The sequence below is a fragment of the Mesorhizobium sp. M0478 genome (genome assembly GCF_040321305.1).
GTDB lineage: Bacteria > Pseudomonadota > Alphaproteobacteria > Rhizobiales > Rhizobiaceae > Mesorhizobium.
Window position 1 is genome coordinate 32934 of record NZ_JAMYRH010000007.1, and the last position, 25087, is coordinate 58020.

Below are 25087 nucleotides of genomic sequence, written 5' to 3' on the forward strand. Positions count from 1 at the left end.
CGTCACTCCTCAAAGCCGATTGCGTGGGTCCTTCAAAGCCTTCAGCTCGGAGCATCTCAACGATCCAATCTCCAACATGCGGGGCAGTCGATCTTACAAATTGTCTGACCAAGCTCCGAGGATTGCCGGCTACGCGCAGAGCGGGCTGACTCTCCGGCAAATCCTCTGAGACCACGCTTCGCGCTACCCCCCCCGCGGATCGTCACATAGCTACGACCCCCGGCTGAGCTCCCGGGTTGCCACGTCTTCAGTCGATACGAAGGCTCTGCTCGATCGCGTAACACTGGTCCCAGATGAATACGTCATAGCCGGCCAGTCGGGACTGCCACTTGGGCGTGACGGCATTGACGCATTTCACAACGACGCGGTCGATGTAGTTGTCGTAGACGGCCCAGAGATTGGGCTTGTCCTCGGCTTCCATTTCCTCGCCTGGGGGCGTTGATTTGAGGGCAGCAACGGCAGCTGACTTCAGGTCATTCATGAATTCGAGCTGCGTACGTACATCGGAATGAGTACCCACGCGATTGACATGACCTCCGACGAGCGTTTCGAACGGCAATGTGTCGATGTACGCCACCTGGTCGAAGTAACCGGGGATATCCTTGGCAAGCGCAAAGCGACGCCACGGCATCCAGCCAGGGAAGATCACGTCGACCACCATCAGGACCTTCTGCTCGGGAGCATAGATGAAGATGTTTCCTGGCTCATGGGGGCTGCTACCGGGATAGCTCAGGTCGAGAACCTGGCTACCGACGTTCAGGGTATAGTGATCCTTGAACGTGACCGTAGGCAAGGGCCGCCTCGGATCCTTGGCTCGTTCGAGCAGCCGCAGGGTCTCTTCTTGGGCGATGATGATTGGATGACCGCCGAGGTCGATTACGCCGCCAATATGATCTACGTGCGCATGGCTGTAGACGATATGTGTGATTGGTCTGTCGGTCACCTCTGTGATAGCCTGACGTATGTGGGCCGAGTATCCCGGAGGTGCGTCGACCACGACGACGCCGGTTTCGTACACCAGGAACATCGACTGGTAGCCGTTGTCGGTGACCATGTAGAGGCCACGGCCCAACTCTTGGCTCCGGTATCCCTTCTTCGGGTCGATGGCCGGGGTTACGTCTTCCTTGGGAATCGGAAGATAATGGTCAACGCGCGTACCTATCGGCGCCAGCGATGGCATACTCTGGTAAGGGGCGCCAGACTGTCCTGGCAAGGTCTCGGCGCGGGCGCTTTGGAATGGCGCCGAACTGAGTCCGACAGTGATCGCGACGGAGCCGACCTTCGCCGCTACCGCCAAAAGATTCGAACGGAAGAGAAACATAACAAATCTCCTGGTTGATTGATGTCTGCAGGGACATTTGTCGAAAATTCGAAGATTGGTTATTATGCTTAGGTGTCGCGGGTACCATGGTATTAGAATTACCCTGCGGCCCTAGGCACCAGCCCACGCCTTCGAACAATCGCCCTGGTATGGTCTTGAGTTTGTCGGGGCGGATGCGGCGCGAGAAATCTCACCGCTGTCGCTTCCTGATGGGTGTCTTTCGTATGGCCCAAAATGCGGTCGGACTTGATGTCAGATCACATGGCCTCCTCGCCGGCGGGCGGCCAGCGTCTCTATGATCGTTCTGACCTGCCGACCTGCCCCGCCGAGTGCCACAAAATATTGCCGAGACTATCGTACAATAGATTTTGCCGCTACTGCAGGTCGATCTGCGCTCTACCTGATAGGGCGCCGATTTCTTGACCGACCGGCGCGAAATTCTCGGCGCCGTGAGCCTGACCGGGCCGCGAATCGCCCACTGTGGGCAATTGGGAGGAACTCATGTCACCGACGTTGCAGCGTTGGAGGGTTTGCGCGGCATAACGGCAACATTCGGGACACACAGATACCGCGGGGGAGGGACGCTTCTCCTACAATTCTGCCAAGTCTGAGCCAATGGCAGACGATCTTGCGCAACGCGACAGCGAAATCGGAACCAACAGAGTGCGCGATGGGTATTCCAGACCGACAGAGAAACAGTGTGAGGCAAGCGCGGTGGATCCTGGTGCCGCTATTTGGGTTGTGGATACCAGGCGGCCCGATGCCTCTCCGGTGCCACACCTGCGGAGAACCACCAGGAGGTGGGACGGCGGGATGTTTTGTTCTTACGACAAGCGCTTCAAGAGCGGTTGAGCGGTAGGTCAGGTCCATCATGGCGACTTCAAAGCATGCCATTGCAGAGCGATTGCAAATGAAGCAAAGCAGCAATGTATCACAGCCTTTTAGCTGAAGGCGTGCCGATATGATGGCGAGCACTTTGGTCGCCATCATATTCGCTCCCTTTGACTCAGTGGGTCACGAAACGGCAAGGGCATCTTAACGATGGTATCGGCGATACATTGGGATTGACCGGTGAGACAAAATCGGCGGCTGCGGCCCTCGCTTGATGCGGGGCAATGCGTTGGAACCAGCTTCGCATGCGCGGCCTCACAGCGAGACATCGACTGATGTCACCAGGCCGGTTTCCAAGGGGCAAAGCCATGGGCACAGACGGCAGGTTTTCCAGCCACAGCAAGCATGGAAACAAAATGGCGGGCACTAGGCCCGCCATTGTCCGGCTCAACAGGGTTCATCACCCTGGCTTGGAGGATCATGAGCCGGCAAGGGCATTCAGATCGGCACAGAATTCCGCATAAGGCTTTGTCATTGCCGCGTCCTGGCATTCTCTTATCATCGCCATACGCTTCGCGTGCGGCAGGGTTTTGAGCGCTGCCTTGAATCTGGCTCTCATAAAGGGATTCGTGTGGACGGGCTCCTTGATAGAACTGGTGTAAAACGACTGCTTGTTGATGGGGTCGATAACATCAAGCGCGCCAGCAAACGCATCCCCGCCGAAAGCCGAAAGAGTAAACGCTAGGACGAGGCATGTAGTTCTGGTGTTCATAACGAATTCTTCTCCTCGTTGAGACAACCGCCTACTCGACGATCGCGATGGTGATCTATTGATAACTTCCACTGGCCGATACTCTCCGGACGGACTGTTATCTACCTGCGGATAGGAATGAATATATTGTGCGATGGTATCGCCCACACTTTGGCATAGGTCGGTGGGAAAAATGCCGATCCGTGGTATTGCGCTTGCCGAATGCCGAGGAGTAATTCGGTTCGTCGACCGATCTGGCTCAGCTTTCCAATCGCTGGCCCGCGATGCGTCGGGAACACTGCAACCCTGCCGATACCAACGTGCAATAGACTAATCTCCACCGAGACTGGATGCTGTGTTCGGAGCGAGGAGCACGAACGGAGCGCGGCGCGATGCCAGCAAGATCACTAACGGCCACACAACGTGAGTTGCTCGCCGCGACGGCGATTGTCGGGATCATCGGCGCGCTTCCGGGGACGGTTGAAGCATGGCGTCGCGAGGGTTCCTCTGAGGTGGCGCCCCGCATGTCGATGAAAGCCGAAGTCGTGATCAATGGAAAGTCATCCGGCGATAGCATTGAGTAATTGACGCGGTCGCTGGCACTGCTCACGCAGATGTACATGGGCATGCCCTGCCGCCAAACTAAGGAGCTCGACATGAGTGACGATGTAGTGCGCAGCGAAACTGCGAAAACAGCGATGATCGACCTGAAGTTCGAGGCCGTGGTTATCCCCGTTTCGGACGTCGATCGTGCCAAGCGTTTCTATGGCGGCCTGGGTTGGCGGCTCGACGCCGACTTCCCCGTCGGTGACACGTTTCGGGTTGTACAGTTTACGCCCCCGGGTTCGCCGGCCTCGATCCACTTCGGCACCGGCCTCACGTCGGCCGCGCCGGGCTCGGCACAGGGATTTTATCTCATTGTGTCCGATATCGACGCAGCGCGCGCCGACCTTGTGGCGCGCGGGGCCGGCGCCAGCGAAGTGTTCCACCGTGCTGGTCCTGGACAGCCGGCAATTAGCGGCAAGGATCCAGAGGGGCGCAGTTATTCCTCGTTCGCCTCGTTCAAGGACCCGGACGGCAACGGGTGGTTGTTGCAGGAAATCACTCTGCGGCTGCCGGGACGCGTGGAGGCCGGCGACACGACATTCACCTCGTTGAATGAGCTTGCAGGTGCACTCCGGCGCACCGCGGCCGCGCATGGCGAGCACGAGAAGCGGACAGGCGGAACACGCGATGAGAACTGGCCCGACTGGTACGCCCAGTACATGGTAGCGGAACAGATCGGGCAGCCGCTGCCGACGTGAGCAGGGGCGTAGTTGCTCCTGGCGCGATGCAGGACAGCTGTGTTTGCCCTATACCGTGCGAGACCCCGGCAGTACGGCGCCGACACCGATCGGTGATCATTGGTTGCTTGTCTGTGACCAATCCAGAAGTATTATTGATACAAAGGTATAATGGATTTAAGTTGTTTGAAGTATATAGTTAACTTATCTGAATAGATTGGGTTTATCGAGGAACAAATGATGTCAGCGATATCGCTATCACCGACTCGACGTGATGTCATTGTGGCAGCCGCCGCAGTTGGAGCGGCCAATCTGGTGCCTAGGGCTCTGCAAGCAGCGGTCGGGCAAGAATCTATCCGTCCGTTCAGTATTCATGTCCCGACTTGGGCGCTTGCAGATCTTCGCCGGCGTATCAAAGCTGCAAGATGGCCGGAACGGGAGACCGTCAATGATCGCTCCCAGGGCGTCCAACTAGCAAAGCTGCAAACGCTGGTCGAGTATTGGGGGAGTCGTTATGACTGGCGCAAGGTGGAGACGAAACTGAATAAATTGCCGCAATTCATTACTAGTGTTGATGGAGTAGATATTCAATTCGCGCACGTCCGCTCCCCACACGAGGGGGCAATGCCCTTGCTTATGATGCATGGTTGGCCAGGCTCGATTGTGGAGCTTTTGAAAGTCATAGGCCCCCTGACCAATCCCACTGCGCATGGAGGGCGGATAGAAGATGCATTTCACCTCGTCCTTCCGACCATGCCGGGTTACGGCTTCTCGGGTAAGCCGTCTGCGACCGGTTGGGGTCCGGCGCGGATAGCTGGCGCGTTTCACGAGCTAATGCTCAGGCTGGATTACAACGAATACGTCTCCCAGGGAGGCGACTGGGGCGCGATCGTCTCGCAGGTGCTGGCCGTTCAGGCTCCGAAAGGTCTTCTCGGCATTCACGTTAACATGCCCGGGACCGTACCCCCGAGCATTCTTCGGCATCTCCGTAATTTCGACCCGGCCCCGGTGGAATTATCGGATCGGGAGAAGAGCGCCTACAATCGGCTGCTGCATTTCTACCGCGACGGTTTCGGTTATGCGGCTATGATGAATCAGAGCCCGCAAACCATCGGCTATGCCCTCTCCGATTCTCCGGTCGCAATGGCAGCTTACTTCTACGACAAGTTCGCGGAGTGGACCGATAGCGACGGAGAGCCGGAACGGATCTTCACGTATAACGAGATGCTGGATGCCATCTCCTTCTACTGGTTTACCAACTCAGGAGCTTCATCATCGCGATCGTATTGGGAAGGCGCGCAAGCAGGCGGTGGTCCGTTTGATGCGTTTGACATCCCGAAAGTCCCTGTGGCGGTCACCGTCTATCCGGCCGAAATCTACCGCGCACCGAGGAGTTGGGGCGATAGAAGCTTCGGTAACGTCATTTACTGGAATGAAGTGGATAGAGGCGGCCATTTCGCGGCGTGGGAGCAGCCTTACGTCTTCTCTAACGAGCTCAGAGAGGCGTTCAGACCGCTACGCCGAGCAATCTGAGGCGAAAGAGGCGATTCTCCCCGCATCGTCTTCGCCCAGAGCGCGGCCGGGTCGCCCCCCACCCGGCCGCGCATTTGAGTTGCACGTGGGGCAACAACGGACAAACCATTTCCTGAGGAGGTTTGAAAATGAACAGCATCCCACAACAAATTGACCACAATCGCCGCCGCTTACTAGGCACGGCCTTTGCCGCGATGACTGCCTTTGAACTGGGGATCGAGAAGCCAGCGGCGGCGAGATCCGCTGTCAGAAGTACAAGCAAAGACCTCCCCAAGAAAGCGGTACAAGAGCTGTTGGGTTCATTAAGGCAAATTGACGCCGGTTTGCTTAACATCGGATACGCGGAGATGGGATCTATGACCGGCGCACCGGTGATCCTCCTTCATGGATGGCCATACGACATCCAAACTTATGTCGGTGTCGCGCCTTTGTTGGCCTCTAAAGGTTATCGCGTGATCGTACCGTATCTACGAGGGTACGGCACAACACGGTTCGTTTCCGATGGCACCATGCGCAACGGGCAGCAGTCCGCAGTTGCTTTGGACGTCATTGCGCTGATGGATGCCCTCAGAATAGAACAGGCTATTCTTGCCGGCTGTGACTGGGGCGCCAGAACCGCCAATATTGTCGCTGCGCTGTGGCCAGAACGGTGCAAAGGAATGGTTTCAGTGAGCGGTTATTTGATCGGCAATCAGCAGGCAGGTAGGCAGCCGCTGCCACCGAGCGCGGAACTGCAATGGTGGTATCAGTATTACTTTGCAACCGATCGTGGGCAAGCCGGCTATCGGAAATTTACGCGCGATTTCGCAAAGCTGATCTGGCGTCTTGCATCGCCGCAATGGAATTTCGACGATGCGACCTTCGAGCGTAGTGCTGCCGCGTTTGACAATCCCGATCATGTGGCGATCGTGATCCATAACTACCGCTGGCGTCTCGGCCTGGCCGAGGGCGAACCTCAATATGAGAACCTGGAGAAGCGGCTTGCGCAGGCGCCCGTCATCACCGTGCCTACAATAACGCTGGAGGGCGACGCCAATGGTGCTCCTCACCCGGAAGCCAGCGCCTACGCGAAGATGTTCTCAGGGAGGTACTCTCATCGACTGATCACGGGCGGCATAGGGCACAATCTACCCCAGGAAGCTCCGCTGGCTTTCGCCGAGGCCGTAATCGAGGTCGGTGCGGTCACGTGATTGCCCGACACGGAAATTTTCTTCCACATGCACCCAAACAATTCCTATCCACTGCCTTAGAGATCAAGGACGACGTCTCCATTTGGCTGGGAACAGCAGATCAAGATGTTGCCGCTTGTTGGCGGATCGATTGGATCGGGCCGATAGGCGACTGTTCCAGCCACAAGCCCGGTCTGGCAAATGTGACAGACCCCTGTGCGGCACGACCATCGCGTGGGGACGTCGCACGCTTCAGCAATCTCAAGCAGACTCTGGAATCCTGAGCCCCAGCGGACGCTCAGGCCGCTCCGTGCGAACGAAACAAGAGGTCCCGTACCGTCGGTTTCGGCAGGTAGATGCGGCGCCCGGCCTGGAGCGGCGGCAATGCCCGGTGTACTAGAAGAACCTGGGCCGAACAGCTCCGTGTAGACCCGGTCGGCGCCGACACCCCAGGCTGCGAGCGCCGCGCTCAGGTTGCCCGTAAAGGCGGATGGTCCGCACAGATAGAAATTGGCATGTCGCGGAATGTCCAGTTTTCGAAGTACCTCGATGTCCAGGCGTCCCAGGGCATCAAAATCGACACCTTGCCTGTCATCTGGATCGGGCGCGCTGTAGCTTATATGGCTGTGACTGTTGGGCAAGACTTTCAGCAAGTCTCGAACCTCTTGGGCAAAGGCATGCTCACGGCTACATCGACTGCCGTGGAGCCACCAGACTTCCCTTGTCGAACCTGTTTCCGCCAGTGCATGGAGCATCGCAATCACGGGCGTGGCGCCCACCCCGGCACTTAGAAGGACGATTGGACGATCGTCCGTCCGAAGAGTGAAGCTGCCGCGTGGTGCGCTTACGTCGAGCACGTCGCCCATTTCGACCCGGTCGTCTATGTAGGCACTCACCACTCCATGGAGTTCCCGCTTTACGCTTATTCGGTAGCAGCGCTCACCAGGTCCGCCCGACAAAGAATAACTGCGCATTAGGGCCGGGCCATCGGACGCCACCTGCAGGCGCAGCACGACAAACTGTCCAGGGAGTGCTGCTGTGAGGCGGGATCCATCAACGGACTCTAGCACCAGCGACATCACACTAACGCTTTCGGGGATCTTGTGCACCACGCGTAGCGGGCGAAATCCTGTCCACGCAGGTGGTGGTCCAGACATTGGATCAAGTCCGGCATTGCCTGTCCTGGCATCGCGGTCTTCGTTTTGTGCTAGCATCGCCCGGAAGGATCCCTGCCAGCCTTCGCTTAGCGCCGGGATGCGCAACGCCCGCTCGATCTGGCTGTGAGGGTGGCCTGGCAAATATAGCAGCGCATTGACCTCTGACACAGTCATCCGTTCAGGGCCGATCCCGACCTGGACGATCTCATCTCCAGCCTCGACCTGGCCTTCTTCCAGGACGCGCAGATAGAAGCCGGGCCTGCCTCGCGCAACCAGCAGCGCGGCCATGCGCGGCTCGTTCATGCGAATACCGACCCGGTAGCAAGTGACGCGCGGTTGGGTCACTTCGAACAAGGCGCTCCCAATCCGATAGCGGTCGCCGATGCATACCTCATCGTCCGACAGGCCATCGACTGTGAAATTCTCCCCAAACTGGCCGTAGGAAAAGTTCTCGCGGCCCAGCTCGCGTTGCCAATAATGATAGGATTCCGATTGGTAGACCAAAACCGCCCTTTGCTCGCCGCCGTGCCCCGCCAGGTCTCCCTGCCTGTCGCCATCGACGTTGAGCCGTCGTACCTGACGTGGGCCTTCAACCGATGTTTTCCAGACTGCGGTGTCGACGGTCTTTCCTTGCCAAGGAATGCCACGCGGCAAGCCCACATTGACCGACAGCAAGCGAGCCATCACTGCGTCCTTTCTGCCAGCCACTGCCAGCCCGTTCCGCTCACCGAGCAACCAAAGAGGGATGCTCACCGTCAGCGCTTACTATCGCAAACTAGCACGTGTAAGCATGGAAGCGATCGACACCAAAGTATTGGTAATACGATCGTTCAATATATTCCAACTTTGACCGCTGTCAGTACTCAGTTGGGTGAACACTGTTGATTGACGCCGGTGCGGAGTATCTGTTTTGAAGACGTAAACGCTGGAATTCTGGGTTTCGACCTTGTCAACCAATTTTCCCTTGAGGAGGATATGACGATGTCACATCATTATTCAGGTTCCAATTTTGTGTTCCCGCGGGGAGATGCGCGTCTGGATCTCACTGATGTCTATGCCTTTACGAAGCCGGGCGACGCCGTTTGGGGCTCCTTTTGCACGCGCTGCGTCGGATTGTGCGCGGGAGTTGTCTGAAACAAACGGCGAGGAGAGTGCTCCTGGCATCCGGTTAGCTTGTCCTCGGTCAGGGCAGGCCAGCGATGGTGCGTCCACTTCGGAACGCAAGAAAATGTTTGTTCAGCAAACGGAGGAATGGAATGTCAAGTCTCCAAGTAGATGAAAGCATATTCGACGTCCAGGGGAACAATCCGCAAGGTGGTCTCGCCCTGCATATCTCGACTGCCGGTATCGTCCATGACCTTGGTAATCTCATTCAGGTGGCCTCATCTGCGTTGAACCACCTGGGTCGAGACCCGAATATCGCAACGGCTCCGGGCGCAGGGGTGGTAATTGCTGGCGCCAAGACCGCTCTGGAAAGAGCCGGTTGTCTTGTCAGGCAGACCATCAGGACAGCCAGAGAAATCGAAGGCGTAATTTCAAATGCTAACGTGGGCATTTGCCTGGCCGACGTCGGAGCTTTTGTTCGAAGTGCTTGGGATGAGAACATCCGTGTCGAGGTTTGCGTCGGCTCCAACCTTCCTTTGGTAAGGTGCGATCGCGTCGGGTTGCAAAATGCAGTCCTCAACCTTCTGCTCAATGCACGCGATGCGATGCCCGACGGCGGTTTGATTTCAGTTCACGCGTTCGTATCGGAGAATTCCAAGGGGGTGGATGTTCGGGTTGAAGACCGCGGAATTGGGATGACCAACGAGACCATGGTGCGAGCATTTGATCTCTTCTTTACGACAAAGGGCGAGGGATTGGGTGGTGTTGGATTGCCGATGGTCAAACGCTTCGTTGAAGAAGCGGGAGGAAGCATCGATCTAAAAAGCATCCTCGGGTCAGGCACAGTCGTGACGCTGAAATTGCCCGCAATGCATTAGGAACTCGTTCGGGGAGTGCGATCAGGAGTTTGGTTGCAAGCCTGTGTGATTTCAGGGCAGATTCGTGAGGTGCAGTTATGAAAGAGTGGTCCCAATCTGACGTCGGCGCAGCGCAAGGGAGTGGACTCTGCTCCGAGGAAATAATCGCATTGAAGTGTCAGGCTGTTCTCGGTCTGTCGGCAGAGGGATCTCTAATAGCCCGGTTTCCAGCCTCGTTCTTTGCTATCGGCCTCGGGGCAAGTTCTTTTGCCGTTATGTGGGAGGTTGCGCAACAACTGTGGGCGATGCCGGTAGGAATTGTTGTTGGGGTTGTGATACTGGCCATGGGCATATGGACAGCTCTTTTGACTTTATATGGTTTGAAGTTGTGGTTAGCACCGTTGGCGGTGCAGGCGGAACTCGCGGATCCCGTTCAGAACTGCTTTCCTGGTCTTGCGGGTGTCGGGATGATGCTGACCGCCGTGAGTGTATTGCCCTTCAGTGCGACAGTGGCCGCTATACTACTGTGCATCGGCGGGGCGTTTGCAGTGGCATTCGGGCTTTGGCATTCGCAATTGATCTGGAAAACGACCATCGCTCTGTCCGACGCGACGCCTGCCTTATACTTGCCTGTTGCGGCCGCGTCATTCGTTCTCAGCATCGGCCTATCGACATTCGGACATTCTGAATGGGCTCAACTGGCTTTGGGTGCGGGGCTCTTCTCGTGGCTAACAATCGATTCCGTTTTGTTCTACCGGCTCTATTTTGGCGAGCCACTGCGAGACCAGATCCGGTCTACCTTGGGAGTTCAACTCGCGCCTCCGGCGGTGTGCTCGCTCGCCTATGTTAACTTGTCAGGTACCAGCGAAGACGTTTTTGTTCACTGTCTGATCGGTTACGCAATGCTCCAGGCTGTTATCGTCGGCGGCGTACTGCCGCGAATTGTCCGCCGTTTTTCTGCCGGTCTTTGGAGCGTCAGCTTCGGCGCCACGGCATTGGCAACCACGATTGAAAAACTGGCGATCCGTGGGGAGTCAGGCTTTGCTGGGTGGTTGGCTCTTCCAGTTTTTGCGGCCGCAAACCTGCTAATTATGTGGCTAGCCGTTAGAACGATCATTCTGGCCATGACCGGCTCTTTACTTCCGGCGCCTATAGGTGGGCAAAAGGAGCGATAGCAGGCTGAAACCGTCGTCCAGCGGTGTCGAACAAACAGACGCGATTGGGCTGCACCCGAAGCCAGATCATATCGTCGGGTTGCACGTTGATCCGCTCGTGAAACATAGTCACCACGGTCTGTCCTCCGACGCTCGCGGTCACTTGCGTTTCCGGGCCGAGGGGCTCGACGACCAGGACCCCGGCCGGGATACCCGAGCCTGTCGGGGCGATAGTGAAATATTCCGGTCTGATACCGTAGAACGCTTCCGTGCCGGACGGCCTTGAAACGTTGTCGGGCAGCGGCAGTACGATGCCGGCATCGGTTATGAAAACGGGCTGGCCGTCGGCGCTGTCGAAACGGCCTTTCAGGAGGTTCATCGACGGCGAGCCGATGAATTCGGCAACGAACATGCTCTGCGGATCATCGTAGAGGTCGAGCGGCCGGCCAACCTGCTCGACATGGCCGCCATTCATCACCACGATCCGGTCGGCCATGGTCATTGCCTCGACCTGGTCGTGGGTGACATAGATCGTGGTGGTGGCAAGACGGCGATGCAGGCTCTTGATCTCGGCGCGCATGGCGACGCGTAGCTTGGCGTCCAGATTAGACAACGGCTCGTCGAACAGGAAGACCTGCGGTTTGCGCACGATCGACCGACCCATGGCCACGCGCTGGCGTTGGCCGCCTGACAGCTGGCGCGGATAGCGATCGAGCAGCGGCGTCAGCCCCAGTATCTCAGCGGCTTCCGCAACACGTTTCTGCTTCTCCGCCTTGGGCGCACCGGACAGCGTCAGTGAAAACGCCATGTTCTCGGCCACCGTCATATGCGGATAGAGCGCGTAGTTCTGGAACACCATCGAGATGTCGCGCTGTTTGGGAGCCAGATCGTTGACGACCCGCCCGCCGATGCCGATCGTACCGCCAGTGATGTTTTCCAGCCCCGCGATCATCCGCAGCAGCGTGGATTTTCCGCAACCGGACGGGCCGACGAGCACCACGAACTCGCCGTCTCGAATGTCGACGGAGACGCCATGAAGCACCTCTACCGGACCATATGCCTTGCGGGCCTTATCGATCGTGACATTCGCCATCAGACCGCTCCGACCCGAATTTCGTTGCATGACAAGGCGCCTTCATGCACCAGCAGGCCAATGCCGCCATCATGGAAAGCCTCGGGGCTGCAGTCTTCCGCAAAAAGCGATATGCCGTCCGCCTCGAAAGTGATGCGCTCGCCCTTGGCCGCCACTTTCATCGATATCGATTTTTCGAATTCGGTATTGAAGGCGGTCTCGGCGAGCACGTCGGTGCTCTCGTCTCGGACGCGCACGATCTGCATCCTGCCGTCGCGGGTGACGCGGGCACCATAATAGCGGCGCAGGCCCTGCGCCCGGACGGCGAAACCGCCATAGTTGCCGAGATGTAACATCACATCGCCGCACACCTGGTAATCGGCCCACTGGCGCGTGCCATGGATGATGATTCCTTCGCCGCTATTCTGCGAGATCCGGAATGCCGCCGGATAGCGCTTGGAGAAGATGTCTACGCCGTTGACCCAGGACAAGCGCCAGAAATCGCCGTCGCCCGCCGGGCGCTTCAGCGTCAGCTCGGGCGTGCCATCCCATCTGACGTAGTCGACAAGCAAGCGGCCATCAGCGCGCTTGCCTGTGCTAGAAATCGCCAGGCCGAGTTCGGCAATCGGCTGGCCGCCCGTGTCCGGCAAAGCCCATTCCAAAACGGCCTCCTTGCCCGGCTCGATGATCACCGAACAGCCGTCGAGATTGCGCCATTCGTCATGCTCGTCGTAAACGCGTGCCCGCAATCTTACCTCGACAGCGCCGCGGTTCTTTTGATCGGCAACGACGCGAGCGCGCACGACCTGACCGGGATAGACAAGCGGCGTTGCCATCAGGTCGTAGGTGCGCATGTTGAGCATTTCGCGCGGCGAGAAGGTCGGAGTGGTTACGACTGCGACCTGAGTAGGCCGCAAGGCTTCATAGTCGATTGCGAGAGCACGGGCGGCTTCGAACTCGGCATTGCCGATGCGCAGCGCAGAGCTGACATCGAGGCCGGTCTGCGGCCTGAAGCCCTGCTGGCTGCCGGGCAGCGAGAAATGGAACTGCGCGCCGCCCTTGGGAGCATCAAATTTTTGCCTGCCGGCCAATTGCAGGCCGAGGTTGGCGAGGAAATAGGCCTGGCGAACCGCGTCGTTGATCGAGTTGCCGCCATCTGCGGACGAGATCAGCAAGCGGTCAGCGATCGGCCCGCGCCAGTCCGGGCCTTCGTCCAGCCCTTCGAGCCCATTCATGATGCCGAGCAGGCAGCCGACATTGCCGGCATTGCAATCCGTGTCCCAGCCCGACGTGTTGACGATCATCTGCGCCCGCTGGAAATCCTGCGGTGCATAGAGCACAGCCATGATCATCAGCGCATGGTTCGGGACGACGTGGCAGTTGCCGGGATATTTGTCGTAGCCGTAGTGTTGTTCGATCTTCTCGCGGGTGTCGCGCCAGTCGGGATGCGCCTTGTGCCAGGCCCTGATATTGGCGATCAGACTGGCGATCAGGCAGTCCTGAGGTATCTGGCTCAAGCCGGTATCGATCAGATGGTCGATGTCCGACGAGCCGAAAGCTTCGGCCTCCATCGCCGCCCAAAGCATCGCGGCGTAGACTGCCTCGCCATCATGGCTGACCTTGCCAGCCTGTTCGGCGAGCCTTGCGGCAAGTTCCGGCTGGCGCGGCGCGACCATGGCCCAGCCATCGATGAAGATCTGTGCACCGATCTGTTCAGCAACCGCCTGGCCGTTGGTTGCAATCGAACCGGAATGCGGGGCCAAAATACCCTTCTTGAGGTTAAGCCATGCGGTGTGTTCAGTGGAATTGCCGTTGCCGCCCCACCACAGGATAGCGCGCTCCTCAACGATGTAGTTGAGCCAGGCCTTTCCGATTTCCTCGGCCGAAAGGCTTGCCTTGATGCCATAGTCCTCCAGGGCACGAACGAAGGTGAAGGTACCGGCGACATCGTCGTCGGTGACGACGAGCGGCTGGTTTAAACGCTCATGCACGTAGTATTCGATCGGGCCGAGCTCATCCATGATCTTCTGGTACGTCCAGCCCTCGAAAGGGCGGCCGAGATAGACCCCCACCAGCTTGCCGAGGACGCCGGCATAGACGCGTTCGAGATAATCATTGGGCAACTGCATCGTTCACTCCACAATTCGAAACGGGATTAGCCCTTCACCGAGCCGCCGGCCATGCCCTCGATGAAACGCTTCTGCATGAAGACGAAGAGCAGGACGACGGGCACGACGATGATAAGGGCGGCGGCCATGATCTCACCCCAGTCGGAACTGTACTGGCCGGAGAGCAAATAGAAGGCGATGACGGCGGTGACATTCTCCTGCCTCTGCAGGAAGGTCGTCGCTATCAGAAACTCGTTCCACGAATTGAGGCCGATGATGAGCGCCACCGTGAGGATGCCGGGCGAGACGATCGGCAGCATTACCCGCCAGAAAACCTGCCAGGAGGTGGCACCATCGACGATCGCCGCTTCCTCGAGTTCCTTCGGAACCGCGATGAAGTAGGTCCTAAGCAGCATCACCGCGAACGGGCTGTAGAGTGCCGTGTAGATCAGCGAAACTGCGAAAATATTGTTGATCAGGCCGAGTTTGGCGAAGCCGAAATAGAGCGGGAAGATGTAGAGCTGGATCGGCGCCGTCGTCGTCGCGAGCAGGTAGAAGGTGAAAATCTTCCAGGATTTGACCTTCTTGCGAGCCAGCACATACGCTGTCAGCGACGAGGTCGAGCAGACCAGCACGATCGTCGTGCCGCTAACGACAAGGGAGTTCACGAAGGTCTTCGAAAACTTCGCATGGTTCCAGGCGTTGACGAAATTTTGCCAGCGGATCGGTCCTGGCAGGCCCAGCGGATTTTGTACAATCTCAGCAGCCGGCTTCAGGGAGTTGAGTACCAGAAGTGCGATCGGAAACAGAGCGATGAAGGCGAACAGGCTAAGAAGCGCATAGGAAACGATTAGCGTCAGGCGGCTTTCGACAAGGCTCATTGCTCCCCCTCGCGCGTCTGGATGCGGACGTAGAAGAAGGTGCCGACCAGCCCGAACAGGCTGATGACGAGCGCCGCCGCCGCCGCTTGCCCGACATTCAGGTCATAGAACGCTTTTCGGTAGGCGAGGGTAGACAGGAGCTCGCTCGAAAATGCTGGACCGCCCTGGGTCATGATGTAGACGAAGTCGAAGGCGAGGAACGACCAGATCACCGTCATGATCATCATGAGTGTCAACGTCGGCCGGATACCGGGCAACAAGACGTAACGCATCATCTGGAAATACGTGGCGCCCTCGACTTTCGCGGCCTCGATCTGTTCCTGCGGAACCTGGCGGAGCGCCGCGAAGAAGATGACGCAAAGAAAACCCCACCAGTGCCAGAGATCGACAGTCGCGACGCCGAACAGCGCAAGCGGCGGCTGCGTCAGCGGGTTGGGGATTGGCATGCCGTATTTCTTGAGGATGCCGAAGATCCCTGTCACCGGGCTGTAGATCATGCCCTGCCAGACGCGTGCGGTGATGGCGGTGGCAATGACGACGGGGAGGAAATAGACTGTCTGGAAGAAGTTACTGCCGCGGCGCACGATCAACAGCATCGATGCGGCGGCGAGACCCATGAGGATCGGCACGGTCAGGAAGACGAGCGTCCAGACCATGTTGTTGCCGAGCGCCGACCAGAAGACGCGATCCGCCGCCAATGCCCGGAAATTGCCGAGGCCGGCAAAGGTCGGCGCTGAGATGCCGTCCCAATTGCAGAAGGCGAGAGCGGCCGTCAGTAGTGCCGGAACGAGCACGATGACGACGTTGATGATCATCGTCGGAACGATGTAGAGTCGATGCATGGAGTTCCTCCGGGGAAGGGCGACGCATATCGCGCCGCCCTGAGCGGTCAGGCGCGGGGCGGGATTGCAGGCACCTTGCCCGCGTCCTTTTCCTGCTTGAAGGTCTCGTCGAGCTTCTTAAGGAAATCGGCGGACGAGGTTTTCTTGAGCCAAACCTCTTCCATGCCGCTGACCAGATAGGTATCAGTCGCGGGTGGCAGGAAAGTCCACGTCGTATAGCCATACTTGCCAGCGCCCACGGCGGTGGACAGCTCCCTCATCGCTTCGGTGTAGAGCGGCAGTACATTGTCCGACAGCTTCACCTTGGAGAGATCGGCAAGCGGCAGGTTCCATTCGCCTTGCCAGACCGAGTTCATCTTGCTGTAGAAATCGTCCTGGAACATGTAGTCAAGCACGGCGGCAGCACCGTCCGGGTTTTCCGACTTGGCATTGACCGAAAGCGTCGAGCCGATGCCGAGCGGAAAGATCGGGTCGCCCGACGCGCTGGGGAAGCCGACAAAGCCCGGCTCGGCATCGTTGTCGGGGAAATATGGCTTGACGTTGGTGAAGCTCCAGGTGCCCGTGGGCGCCATGCCCGCTTGACCGGTCGCAATCTGAGCGAAGGCCTGCTCGGAGGTCAGGGAGAAGTAATTGTCGCCATAATAACCCTTGTCCCACCACTCGGCCAGCTTGTCGATTGACGCGACGAAGGCCGGATCTGTCCATTGAATCGATCCCGCCAATGCCTTATGCACGGTTTCCGGGCCAGCGATCGAATTCATGGCAATCGAGACATGCCACTCGTTTGCCGGACGCCAATCGGCATTGCCGGCGCCGAACGGTACAAGGCCCTTGCCCTTCATTTCATCGGCGAGTGCTTCAAGTTCCGCAATCGTCGTAGGTGCTTTCCAGTTGTTCTTGGCGAACAGCGTCTTGTTGTAGAAAAGCCCCAGCGTCTCATAGGTCTTGGCAAGCGCGTAGAGCTTGCCTTGGTAGCGGCCGAGATCGAGGAACAGAGGCAGCAGCCGTTCGTTCCAACCGTATTTCTTGGCATAATCGTCGAGTGACAGGAGTTGTCCGGCCTGCGCCATGGCGGCGACATAACTCGGGCCTGCGGTGAAGACGACGTCGGGTCCGGTGCCCGAGAGCATGGCGACACGAAGCTGCTTGTCGAGATCGGAGCCGCGGAAGTCAATGCTCAGGAGTTCTTCCGGATGGGCCGCGTTGAACGGGTCCACAAGCAGAGTCTTGAGATTGTCCTGATTTTCTGGCGATGCCGATTCATACCAGAAGGCCACGGGCTTCTGGTCGGCCGAATAGGCGAGGCGCGGCAGGAGCGGCAGGCTTGCCAGACCAAGTCCGGCTTTCAGAATTGTACGGCGTTGCATGGTTTCTTCCTCCCAGTTTTGTAAGACGGCCAGCATCTAGATGGCTCGTGTCGAGCCTCGTTGGATAAGTTCAAAGGGCATTTCCAGCGCGGTTCCCGCACCGGTCTTGGCGCCGCGAAGCCGCTCCATCAGTGTCTGTGCCGCGCGCGCGCCCATTTGCCATTGAAACTGTGCGACGGTGGTCAGCGGCGGCGTGACCAGTTTCGCTGCGGGAATGTCATCGAAGCCGACGACAGCGATCTCTTTGGGTATCTCGATGGCGTGCTCGCGCAGCGCCTGCATGACACCGACGGCCATAAGGTCATTCGCCGCGAATATCGCTGTTGGCTGAAACGTGCTTGCGAGTATTGCTTCGGCGGCGCGCGTACCGCCGATCTCCGAGAATTCCTCGTCTATGATCACACGCTCCGGATATCCTGCCTTGGCGAGGGCCGAGCGATAGCCATCAATGCGAGTGGCCTGGGGGCCACCGCGCCCGGCTACCATGGCAATGCGCTTGTGGCCCTGGCCGATCAAGTGGTCCGTGACCGCAAGCGCGGCTGCCCGGCTGTCGACATAGATGTCATCGACGACGATTTCGCCGCCGCGTTTCTTGGAAGACTCGATCCGCACCACCGGAACCCCTGCTTCGACCAGAGGGCTGAAATCGTTGGCACGCAAGGTAAAGAAAACGCCGATCACGCCATCGACGCGACCCTGCCGCGCCCAGTCGAGAAAGTGCCGCTCGCGTTCAGGTGTGCCATCGGTGTTAACTGCGATGACGTCGTAGCTCAGGGCGTCCGTCACCGATTGGATGCCGCGGATCAGCGATGGATAGAAAGGATTCGTGATGTCGGGCACGATGCAGGCAACGGTCATCGAACGGCTCGTCTTCAGCGCTTGCGCAAAGCGGTTTGGGACGTAGCCAAGGTCCTTGGCGGCCTTCGTGATGCGAGCCCACGTATCCGCTGGGATCGAAGAAGCGCCACCACCGCCCAGCACCATGGAAACCGTGGCCTGCGAAACCCCGGCTGCCCTTGCCACATCCTTCTGCGTCGCCCTGCCGTTTGCCATTCACACCCTTGATGATACGTATTACTGATACGTATCACTACTACCGGGTTTCCTTTGGGTGTCAAGCTCGGTCGATTACATACGGCGCAGCCGGGGCATCGCTTTACGTCGACTACCGACCTCGGCCACCGGACCTCTGGCGAATTTGCTTGCGTTGCGCTTAGCGGACAGCGGCCTCGGCGATGGCGACATCCTCTTCGGCAGTGCCGCCGCTGACGCCGACACCAGCATACACCTTGCCATCTTCGTCAACCAGGGGAATGCCTCCACCCATGGGGCAAAAACGGCCGCCGGCCACTGTGGTCAGCGCATACAGCGATTGTCCCGGCTGCACGAGCGGCAGGATGTCAGCCGTGCGCAGGCGCACGAGGGCCGAGGTATACGCTTTCCGCTCGGAAATCTCGAGCGCGAAGACGGGCGCCCCGCTCATCCGGTGCTGAAGCACCAGATTGCCATGAACATCGATGATGCACACTGCAACGGGCACATTGGCCTTTGTCGCCTCTGCCTCCACACGTTCGGCCAGTGACTTCGCTTTCGTGAGCAGATCCATGGGATTGTTCCTTTCTTTGAGGGGGTGCCGTCGCCATCGGCAGCGGTCTACCGCGGTGGCAATTCGCCCAAATGGAAAGCCAGCCGATTCTCGACATCTCCCGGCGCCTGGAAGCCCTTGGCGGTCAGCGCTTTGATCCCCTCCTGGGCGGCGGGCCGGCTCAGTGAAGCTATGCAGGCTTCCCAGCCGGCGCCTAGCTCGACATCCGGACTCAGGCTGGTGTTGACCAAGCGCTTGGTCTGCGCGATCGCCCACTTGTCGAACCTGGAGATCCGCATGGCGAGAGCATCGACATAGGCGTCGAGCTCTGCGTCGGGCAGCGCCTTGTTAACGTAGCCATACGCCTCTGCCTGTTCGCCACGGATGTCCTCAGAGGACAACAGAACCTCCATGGCGCGATTGCGACCGATGAGATGCGGCAGGCGGGCCATCGGTCCACCGCCGGCGACCATACCCACGCCAACCTCCCACTGGGAAATAATGGCCTTTTCCTTGCTAGCGAAAGCCATGTCGCAGGAAAGGGTGATCTCGCTCCCGTTGCCCGTAGCGCGACCCCGGATGAGGGCGATCGAGGCGACCGGCGCGCGCGTCAGCCGCACAAGGAAATCCGGCCAGGGCGGCAGGCCCGTCGGCCCGGGCGGCAGCGCGAGCATATCCTCGATCCGCGCCTTGAAGTCTGAATGGTTGAGGAAGTATCCGTCGACGCTACTGTCGAACACCACGACCCGAACGTCTTCGTCAGCCTCAATGGCATCAATCAGATGTGTGAATTCTTGCACCATCTGTGGACCCATGACATTGAGCGGGGCATTGTCGAACGTGACTCGCCAATAGGTGGGCGTCCGGCGTGTCAGGCGAATCTGCGAGGTAGTTGTCTTGGCGTCCACTGGAAACTCCTTCGATGTTTACATGCTCGATGCCTCGAACATGAGGCATTGGCTCCAGGCCCGCGAGTGGACGAACGTATCGCCAAGACCATGGTGTCGGTCTGGCAGGGCAGGGCCGACCGCTCGGTGATCAAACGGACTGCCGACCCGTCTGAACAGTGGCCGTGCCGCGCCATCGCGCTGCAAACTTCTTCTAACAGACCTCCACCGGGATAAGCGCTGCCTCGGGCGAACTGTGTGGTCATCGTGCAACATAGGCACGTAAGGGACGGTGACCAACCGAACAGGCGATGGCGCAGCCCGGCGCGAATCTGAATACCGGTCTACTTCTTTCGCCGCGTGACCACCTTTGGCGGAGGGTCGATGGCGCCGGCCCTGACGCGAGCGGGCTTAAGCGCCGGCGCACCGGAATCATTCACGATCGTCAGGCCGCGCGGAAAGAACTGAGTGTTGTGCTGGCCGCGCCCGATATTGATGATCGCGGCTCCCTTCAGATGCTTTTCCAGCATCGCCAGCACGCGCCTCAGCGAGGGTCCGTCGAACGCATCCATCGCTTCGTCGATGATCACCCACTTCGGCTGCCGCAACGCGAGCCTGGCCACGCCCAGCAGGCGCTGTTCGTCATCGGCCAACTCATGGTCCCAGCGCCCCACGCGGTCGAGCGAAGATGACAGCCGTTCAAGACCAACCTCGGCCAGAACGGCCGAAATGTCGGCATCGTTGGCGGGCGCATGCCCATTCGCGTGATTGAGCACCTCTCGCAACGTGCCGGCCGGCAAATACGGGACACGCGGCACGAAGATGAGGGTTTCTCCAGCCGGCAGGCCGATTTTCCCTCTACCCCATGGCCACAGGCCCGCTATGGCGCGGAAGAACAGCGTCTTGCCAGCGCCTGGCTCGCCGGTGATCATCACGCGCTCGCCGGGATGGATCTCCACATGGCTGTCTGAAAGTTTGGTGCAGCCCTCCGGTGAGGCCACTTCGAGCCTCTCGAAGGTCAGGCTGCCATTGGCGTTGTCACCGAATTCGATGCGCTTTTCCTTGTCGTGCAGCACGTCGGTTTCATCGAGCGCGATGCGGAAGTCGGCAACACGCATCAGCGTGGCGCGCCAGTCGGCGATACCGCCAATGTTGTTGATGAACCAGCGCAGGGACGAGTGCACCTGGTTGAAGGCGCCGACCGCCATCATCAGCCCGCCAAAGCTTATGTCGCCGGAGAAATAAACCGGCGATGCCACCAGGATCGGCGCCACCACAGTGATCCAGCCATAGGTATCGGTCACCCAGGACAGGTTGATCTGCGCGGTATAAATGCGCCGCATGGCGCCCAGCACCGTGCCGAGGTCCGTTTCCAGCCGTCTCTTGGCATCGGCTTCGCCATGATAGAGTGCAATGGCATCGACATTCTCATTGACGCGCACCATCCCGGAACGCAGCTCGGCTTCGCGGGTGTAGCGGTCGCTGTTGAGGCGGATCAGCGGCCGCCCGACCAGCCAGCTCAGCCAAGAGGCGATGCCGGCATAAAGGAACGCGGCCCAGACCATGTAGCCGGTATCGCCAGCGACCAGCCGTTGATGTGGAAGACGAAGCCCGACGATAGCTGCCACAGCACGCCGACGAAGGACACGAGCAGGATGGAGGATTGCAGCAGGCCGACGCCGAGATCCGTCGACAGATCAGACAGATGCGCGGCATCCTGCTGCATGCGCTGGTCGGGATTGACGCCGATGGCGCCGGCATTGGCGAGCCGGAAGGCCCGCGCCGGCCGCATCCATTGGTCGATCAGGTCGAGCGTCAGCGCCTCGCGCAGCTTCAGCCGGATCATCTGGTTGAGCCAGGTCTGAGCGATGTTGAGCAGTAGCAGCGTGCCGGCAATCATGGCAAAGATCATCAGCTGATGCAGGAAGGCCGCCATGTCGCGACGCGCCAGCGCATCGTAGAAAGGCTGGTTCCAGCGGTTGAGCAGAACCTGGCCGATCGACGTCGCGACGATGACCGCCATGATGCCGACCGACGTCCATAACAGCCATTTGCGCACCGGCGAGCCGATCAGCGCCCGTTTGATCGTCGCCACCTGATCGCGCAGGCTGCTGGCTTCGACGACTACGGTGATCGGCTGAAAGGTGGCCTGATTGTCCATTTGGTCAGTCTTACCGAGATCCTTGCGTTCATTTGCGATGCTGAACCAGATGAAGGGAGCCGACGGCCGCCGCTCCCCAACCGGTCCGCCACCCCAGAACTACAGACACGTCGGGTAAATTCCGGGCGACGCAATTTTCCACCTTGATCACGGAGGTTTCACGTGGCGAGAGGCTACTGCCGCGCCTACGCCCCTCGGCCCCGGCGGCCGAGCGCTGTCGGCGACATGAGCTTCGGTCACTTGGATGTCGGTTCAGCGATGCCGACACGATGCCCGTACTGCCCGACCCGGTCCATAGCACCTTGGTGTCGGTGGCAGGTTGAGGGCCGCCATCCCGACGCGGTAATTGGTCGAATCCGGCTTGCGTCAATTCGCTCGTGAAGGCCTGACTAAGATGCAGTCGCCGTCCGTGCGAGCGCGCCTATACCTTCGTCTGATTGGATCAGAACACCGCATTTCGTATTCTGACGTATCGAAAAGACGCCGGTGTGCGGCCTGTAGAGGGACCTGGGATCATGACGCAGCAGTTGAGCAAGACAGCCGACTCGGATCGCTTCCTGCGCACTCCGACAGATCTTGGTTCCGACGCGACCCGCGACATCGCTGCCGGCCTCGCCGGTCTGCTCGCTGACGTCTTCACTTTGTATCTTAAAACAAAGAATTTTCACTGGCACATGAGTGGTCCGAATTTCCGGGACTATCACCTCCTGCTCGACGAGCATGGCGACCAGATCTTCGCGATGACCGACGCGATCGCCGAGCGCGCGCGCAAAATCGGCGGCACCACGATCCGTTCGATCTCCGATATCGCGGGACGCCAGCGCATCCTCGACAACAATGCCGACTATGTTGGCCCGCAGGACATGCTCGCCGAGCTTCACGGCGACAATAAGCAGTTGGTGGCCGAGCTGCGTCGCGTCCATGAGCTGTGCGATAGCTATTCGGACATTGCCACCGCGAGCCTGATCGAAGGATGGATCGACGAAAGCGAACGGCGCGGCTGGTTTCTCTACGAGATTTGCCGCGCCTGAGCGAAGAAGCGGGCAAGGCGGCGGATGCGATTCTGCACGCCCGGCAAGGATCGCGCATTCGGTGCTGATGCAACGTGCTGCAGTTGGAGTGCAACGCGGTAGGGGGCATTTTGCTGACCGCTGGTCGGGTGGCATTGATCCGCATCGACTTTCCTGCGCGAAGTTGGCTCAAGCTCATGGAAACGCGCGCGTTCTGATAAGAGCGCAGACCGCGTTGCTGGCAGTTTTGGTGTAGAAGCTTTCGGGTGCAGAAGCTAAGGCGTGATCACAGGGAAGCGCACACCCGCAACCGATCCACACGGGGTGAATTTCCACTGCACAGAGCCGCCAAGTTCCGCCGTCAGCGCGCGTATCAACCGCCACTCATGTCCCTCAGGCGGATCAGAGGCGGCGCATCCGTCGTCGCAGACAACGCACCAGGCGCTGCTGCCACTCCTGTTCAGTGTGACACGGATGGAACCCTGGCGATCCTTCAGGCCACGGCGTGCCGCGTTGCGGACAAGTTCGGAGACGATCAGACCGACGCACCAGCACCGCGCGGCGTCGAGCGGGATTTCGTCCATTGCAACGGTCAACTGAATGCCCCGCTCGCTGAGGTATGCGCGCGACAGGCTGGAGCACAACTTCACGACATGATGACCGAGGTCGATGTTTTCCTCGGCTATCGGTACGAGAAGGGATCGATGCGCCTCAGCCATCGCATGCAGACGGTCCGCGGCGCGCCTCAACGCTGGCGCGGCCGTCGCTTCTCCCCGGGACGCGGCCAGCGACAGGATCGCGATCGCTTCGCTATATTCGTTGATCACCCGGTGGCTGATCTCTTCGAACAGATGCGATGCCAGCGGCTGGTCCGACGCGGGTGATGGATTCGCAAATCCAGTTAGCATGGCCAGATCCTCCGGTAACGCCGCCCCACCACAAGAGCGCCATTCGCGATGTTCTGTAAAAGACCACAGCAGACCCCGTCGAAACGTTCCATTGCGCCAAGGTGTCGGCAATACTTAAGACGGAGGTACGCCGCGCGGATTGGCGCTCTGAGTATCTCCGGGCAAAGCCCGTGCGGGCGAATTAAGACAAATCTCCGCCCCATATTGGTCGGCACTGTGGGGCGCCGCTCGATTACCAATAATGTGGCGACAGGTCACGTTATTACCGCCAAAATCAAAGTATCCGCGACACCATTGGACAATGGTTGCAGGCCTTGATTGTCCACATGTTCACTCCGGGAAGAGACGCGGCGCAGCTGGGTCCGTGGTCCCCAACATCATCGAGGTCTGTCATGCAAACTGAACAAAAAGTGGTTCTCATCACCGGCGGGTCGCAAGGCATTGGCGCGGCGCTGGTTGAGGCCTATCTCGGCCGGAACTATCGCGTCGTTGCCACCTCTCGCTCTATCAAACCTTCCGATCGATCGGATTTACTCGCGATCGCGGGCGATATCGGCAACCCCTCTACGGGGCCGAGAGTGGTCGAGGAAACACTCCAGCGTTTCGGGCGGGTCGACACGCTGATAAACAACGCCGGCATCTTCCTTGCTAGCAGTTTCACGCATTACTCGGCAGAGGATTACGGCCGCGCGGTCGCGACCAACCTGATCGGTTTCTTCTTCGCCACGCAAGCCGTGATCGCCGCAATGGAACGTCAGGGCGGCGGCCACGTCGTCAATATCACCACGAACCTTGTTAAGCAGGCCAGTTCAAAGGTGCCATCGGTGCTCGCTTCGCTGACAAAGGGCGGGCTCGACGCTGCGACCCGGAGTCTGGCGATCGAATATGCCCGCAGCGGAATCCGGGTGAACGCCGTGTCGCCGGGCGTCATCAGGACGCCGATGCATGCGCCGGAGACGTACGAGGCGCTGGCGGGCCTGCATCCGCTCGGCCGCCTTGGTGAGATTTCCGACATCGTCGGCGCGGTCCTCTACCTGGAGGATGCCCCTTTCGTGACGGGGGAAACCCTTCATGTCGACGGCGGCCAGAGCGCTGGCCACTGACCC

At 59.2% G+C, this 25087-nt stretch carries 19 protein-coding genes and 1 pseudogene; 7 read left to right on the forward strand and 13 right to left on the reverse strand.

The genetic code is table 11. The annotated features are described in order from the left end of the window. Positions 1-247: 247 nt before the first annotated feature. Both NKI64_RS17680 and NKI64_RS17685 read right to left on the reverse strand, forming a co-directional pair. A complete protein-coding gene (locus tag NKI64_RS17680; protein ID WP_352669023.1) occupies positions 248-1321 on the reverse strand; it encodes an MBL fold metallo-hydrolase in 1074 nt (357 codons plus the stop codon). A gap of 1309 nt (positions 1322-2630) precedes the next feature. After that, entirely contained in the window at positions 2631-2924 is a 294-nt protein-coding gene (locus NKI64_RS17685) for a hypothetical protein (protein ID WP_352669026.1), read from the reverse strand. A 635-nt stretch (positions 2925-3559) separates the two neighbouring features. On the opposite strand from NKI64_RS17685, the gene NKI64_RS17690 reads away from it, so the two are divergent. The 3 genes from NKI64_RS17690 (at position 3560) to NKI64_RS17700 (ending at position 6909) form a co-directional block, all read left to right on the forward strand. Further along, positions 3560-4207 carry a VOC family protein gene (locus NKI64_RS17690; RefSeq protein ID WP_352669028.1) on the forward strand — a complete coding sequence of 216 codons (648 nt, stop codon included), beginning with the start codon at positions 3560-3562 and terminating at the stop codon, positions 4205-4207. 219 nt (positions 4208-4426) lie between these two features. Continuing rightward, positions 4427-5719, forward strand: coding sequence for an epoxide hydrolase family protein (locus NKI64_RS17695; RefSeq protein ID WP_352669030.1), 1293 nt, complete (start codon positions 4427-4429; stop codon positions 5717-5719). A gap of 128 nt (positions 5720-5847) precedes the next feature. Further along, positions 5848-6909: an alpha/beta fold hydrolase gene (locus NKI64_RS17700; protein WP_352669032.1), complete on the forward strand. Its 1062-nt coding sequence runs from the start codon at positions 5848-5850 to the stop codon at positions 6907-6909. Positions 6910-6965: 56 nt separating this feature from the next. Here the strand turns inward: NKI64_RS17700 and NKI64_RS17705 are convergent, their stop codons facing one another. Continuing rightward, positions 6966-8729, reverse strand: coding sequence for an MOSC domain-containing protein (locus NKI64_RS17705; protein WP_352669035.1), 1764 nt, complete (start codon positions 8727-8729; stop codon positions 6966-6968). Between the two features lie 572 nt (positions 8730-9301). On the opposite strand from NKI64_RS17705, the gene NKI64_RS17710 reads away from it, so the two are divergent. Continuing rightward, complete coding sequence (locus tag NKI64_RS17710) at positions 9302-10027, forward strand: sensor histidine kinase (RefSeq protein ID WP_352669037.1); 726 nt, start codon at positions 9302-9304, stop codon at positions 10025-10027. A gap of 77 nt (positions 10028-10104) precedes the next feature. Continuing rightward, positions 10105-11181 (forward strand): SLAC1 family transporter, encoded by a 1077-nt coding sequence (locus tag NKI64_RS17715; RefSeq protein WP_352669039.1) that lies wholly within the window; start codon positions 10105-10107, stop codon positions 11179-11181. On the opposite strand, the gene NKI64_RS17720 is transcribed toward NKI64_RS17715, so the two are convergent. The 9 genes and pseudogenes from NKI64_RS17720 to NKI64_RS17760 form a co-directional block, all read right to left on the reverse strand. Beyond that, positions 11156-12253: an ABC transporter ATP-binding protein gene (locus NKI64_RS17720; RefSeq protein WP_352669041.1), complete on the reverse strand. Its 1098-nt coding sequence runs from the start codon at positions 12251-12253 to the stop codon at positions 11156-11158. The two genes, NKI64_RS17715 and NKI64_RS17720, sit on opposite strands and share 26 nt — an antisense overlap. Continuing rightward, complete coding sequence (locus NKI64_RS17725; RefSeq protein WP_352669044.1) at positions 12253-14361, reverse strand: ADP-ribosylglycohydrolase family protein; 2109 nt, start codon at positions 14359-14361, stop codon at positions 12253-12255. The genes NKI64_RS17720 and NKI64_RS17725 overlap by 1 nt, the downstream gene beginning before the upstream one ends. A 26-nt stretch (positions 14362-14387) precedes the next feature. After that, a complete protein-coding gene (locus NKI64_RS17730; RefSeq protein WP_352669046.1) occupies positions 14388-15221 on the reverse strand; it encodes a carbohydrate ABC transporter permease in 834 nt (277 codons plus the stop codon). After that, positions 15218-16063 (reverse strand): carbohydrate ABC transporter permease, encoded by an 846-nt coding sequence (locus NKI64_RS17735; protein ID WP_023669191.1) that lies wholly within the window; start codon positions 16061-16063, stop codon positions 15218-15220. The genes NKI64_RS17730 and NKI64_RS17735 overlap by 4 nt, the downstream gene beginning before the upstream one ends. 47 nt (positions 16064-16110) lie before the next feature. Beyond that, complete coding sequence (locus NKI64_RS17740) at positions 16111-17430, reverse strand: ABC transporter substrate-binding protein (protein WP_352669049.1); 1320 nt, start codon at positions 17428-17430, stop codon at positions 16111-16113. Positions 17431-17466: 36 nt separating this feature from the next. Further along, positions 17467-18483 (reverse strand): LacI family DNA-binding transcriptional regulator, encoded by a 1017-nt coding sequence (locus tag NKI64_RS17745; RefSeq protein WP_352669052.1) that lies wholly within the window; start codon positions 18481-18483, stop codon positions 17467-17469. Between the two features lie 160 nt (positions 18484-18643). Further along, positions 18644-19036, reverse strand: coding sequence for a GlcG/HbpS family heme-binding protein (locus NKI64_RS17750; protein ID WP_352669054.1), 393 nt, complete (start codon positions 19034-19036; stop codon positions 18644-18646). Between the two features lie 47 nt (positions 19037-19083). After that, a complete protein-coding gene (locus NKI64_RS17755) occupies positions 19084-19923 on the reverse strand; it encodes an enoyl-CoA hydratase/isomerase family protein (RefSeq protein WP_352669056.1) in 840 nt (279 codons plus the stop codon). 323 nt (positions 19924-20246) lie between these two features. Then, positions 20247-22063: pseudogene (locus NKI64_RS17760) on the reverse strand (ABC transporter ATP-binding protein/permease). A gap of 515 nt (positions 22064-22578) precedes the next feature. Between NKI64_RS17760 and NKI64_RS17765 the strand changes: the two are divergent. Beyond that, complete coding sequence (locus NKI64_RS17765) at positions 22579-23094, forward strand: Dps family protein (protein WP_352669059.1); 516 nt, start codon at positions 22579-22581, stop codon at positions 23092-23094. A 254-nt stretch (positions 23095-23348) separates the two neighbouring features. Here NKI64_RS17765 and NKI64_RS17770 read toward each other — a convergent pair whose 3' ends face one another. Then, positions 23349-23981: a sensor histidine kinase gene (locus NKI64_RS17770; RefSeq protein ID WP_352669061.1), complete on the reverse strand. Its 633-nt coding sequence runs from the start codon at positions 23979-23981 to the stop codon at positions 23349-23351. A gap of 392 nt (positions 23982-24373) precedes the next feature. Between NKI64_RS17770 and NKI64_RS17775 the strand changes: the two genes are divergently transcribed. Further along, on the forward strand, positions 24374-25084 hold the full coding sequence (locus NKI64_RS17775) for an SDR family NAD(P)-dependent oxidoreductase (RefSeq protein ID WP_352669063.1): 711 nt from the start codon (positions 24374-24376) through the stop codon (positions 25082-25084). The last annotated feature ends 3 nt before the right edge of the window (positions 25085-25087 follow it).